The sequence below is a fragment of the Oleiphilus sp. HI0061 genome (assembly GCF_001635675.1).
This window is the reverse complement of sequence record NZ_LWFE01000466.1, coordinates 1-563: the sequence shown is the minus strand read 5'-3', so window position 1 is coordinate 563 and position 563 is coordinate 1. Positions and strand designations below refer to the sequence as shown.

Annotated in this window: 1 protein-coding gene; it reads left to right on the top strand. The window is 47.8% G+C overall.

Translation table 11 applies throughout. The features are described from left to right. The coding region (locus tag A3735_RS06200; RefSeq protein ID WP_068512992.1) for an aminoacyl-tRNA deacylase at positions 1–512 on the top strand (512 nt) is incomplete at its 5' end. Between the last annotated feature and the right edge of the window lie 51 nt (positions 513–563).

Sequence of the window (563 nt, the reverse complement as noted above, 5' to 3'; positions counted from 1 at the left end):
TTATGTCTATTGCTCCTAGAATCGAAGCTCACTTGTCGCGCGTTGGCGTGCACTACGACCTCATTCAACACCCTGAATCTCATACCAGTTTAGCTAGTGCCAGACTTGCTAACGTGCCAGCCAAACAAATGGCAAAAGCCGTTATCACCCACGATGGCGATAACTACCGACTCTGTGTCATACCTGCAACACATCAGCTTGTTCCTGATCTGCTCAACCAGCATATGGGCAAGGCCTCGCATTATCGCTTGGTCGATGAGTGTGAACTCAAAAGCTTATTTGATGATTGCGAAGAAGGTGCGGTTCCTGCACTAGGCCAAGTCTATGGCTTACCAGTAGTTTGGGATAAAAGCTTGGAAGAGATGCCTAGTATTTACTTTGAAAGTGGCGACCACCATAACCTGATTCATGTTAACCATGGCGCATTTATGCAGCTCATGGGGCTTCAGGAAAATGATGTGATTAGTTGCCCGACAGAGTTTTATGAGGCGAGAACGCAGTTAATACACTAGTTTGTAGGCAGAGTGTTCCGACCCTCGCTGATCAACCCTGTGCTAGCCGGC